Origin of the sequence: Pseudonocardia sp. SID8383 (assembly GCF_009864975.1) — a bacterium.
Lineage (GTDB): Bacteria > Actinomycetota > Actinomycetes > Mycobacteriales > Pseudonocardiaceae > Pseudonocardia > Pseudonocardia alni.
On record NZ_WWFY01000313.1, the window covers coordinates 1 to 1,598 of the forward strand.

The 1,598-nt window shown below is 75.7% G+C and carries 2 protein-coding genes; both read right to left on the reverse strand.

The window, feature by feature from the left end:
* A partial coding sequence (locus GTW08_RS07690) for a metal-dependent hydrolase (RefSeq protein ID WP_161151671.1) occupies positions 1-847 on the reverse strand: 847 nt, incomplete at its 3' end.
* Positions 848-867: 20 nt separating this feature from the next.
* Positions 868-1,598 (reverse strand): SDR family NAD(P)-dependent oxidoreductase (locus GTW08_RS07695; RefSeq protein WP_161151672.1); only part of this gene is annotated, 731 nt, incomplete at its 5' end.

Genomic DNA, 1,598 nt, shown 5'->3' on the forward strand with positions numbered 1-1,598 from the left:
CGAGGTAGGCCACCGCGGCGTCGGTGTCGCCGTGCGCGGCCGGGTGGAACCGCGGGCTCAGGTAGGTCAGGACGGCGCGGGCGAACAGCCACGGCCCGGGCACCAGCCCGCGCCGGGAGTCCCGCAGGTAGTCGCGCAGCCGGGCCCGGCGCTGCGGTGTCCCGCGCAGGTGCGGGTCGCGGGCGCACAGGTGCCGGGTGCCGTCGACCCACAGCTTCGCCAGCGCCGGGCCCGCCACCGCCATCGCCCGGATCCGGCGCAGCCAGCGGCCGTCGAGGTGGGTGTAGAGGTCGTGCGCGACGTTGCGGTGCTCGACCTCCTCGGCGCCGTGCCAGCGCAGCATGTCCAGCATGTGCGGGTCGGCCCCGGCCGCGTCCAGCGCGGCGGAGTCGAGGATCCAGGAGCCCAGGACGGCGGTGAAGTGCTCGATCGCCGCGATCAGCCCGACCCGCTCCACCAGCCACTCCCGGGCCGCGTCGCCGGTCAGACCGCGGTCGCCGAGCAGTTCCTTGAAGATCCACTCGACCTGCTCGACGAAGCGGGTCACGTCGACGCCCGCCTCGACGAGGTGGTCCAGCGCGCCCTGGTGCGAGGTCGCGTGCACGGCCTCCTGGCCGATGAACCCGCGCACGTCCTCGGCCAGCGCCTCGTCACGGACCATCGGTAGCGCGCGGGAGAAGACGTCCACGAACCAGCGCTCGCCCTCGGGCAGCAGCAGGTGCAGCACGTCGATCAGGTGCGAGGCGAACGGCTCGCCGGGGATCCAGTCGGTCCGCAGCTCGGTGAAGTCGAAACGGACGTCGCGGGCCTGGAGTGCGATCCGGTCCTCGGTCGGGTCGGCGGTCATCGTGGACGCTCCTCTCGTACTCAGCGGGTGCCGTCGACGCGGGCGAGCGCGCGGACGAGGCCGGGGGACAGCCGGGACGCGAGCAGCCCGACGTGCGCCTCGGCGGTGACCGGGGCGATCGGCAGGTCCCGCTCGACGGCGCGGACCAGCCGGGCGGCGACGCGCTGCGGGGTGTACCCGCGCCGGGTGTAGGCGGCCGCGGCGTCGCGGCGGCGGACGGCCTGGGTGGCGTCGTCGGTACCGGCGAAGCGGGTCGCCCCGGTGATCGGGGTGTCGACGAACCCGGGGCACAGCGCGGTGACCCCCACCCCGGCGCCCGCCAGCTCGGCGCGCAGGCACTGCGACAGCATCAGCACCGCCGCCTTGGTCGTGGCGTAGGCCGGCAGCGAGCGCGACGGGAGGTACGCCGCCGCCGAGGCGGTGTTGACGATCGTGCCGCCCTCGCCGTGCGCGGCGAGCAGCGCGCCGAAGTGCCGGCAGCCGTGCACGACGCCCCACAGGTTCACGTCGACGATCCGCTGCCACTCCTGCGCCGTGGTGTCGGTGAACGATCCGGCGACGGCGATCCCGGCGTTGTTGACGACGAGGTCGGGCACCCCGTGCTCGGCCGCGACCCGCTCGGCGAGGGCGGCGACGGCGGCCTCGTCGGCGACGTCGACGACCGCGGCCACCGCGCGCCCGGGCCCGTGCCGCCGGGTCACCAGGTCGACGGTCTCCGCGGCGCCGGCCTCGGAGACGTCGGCGACGACGA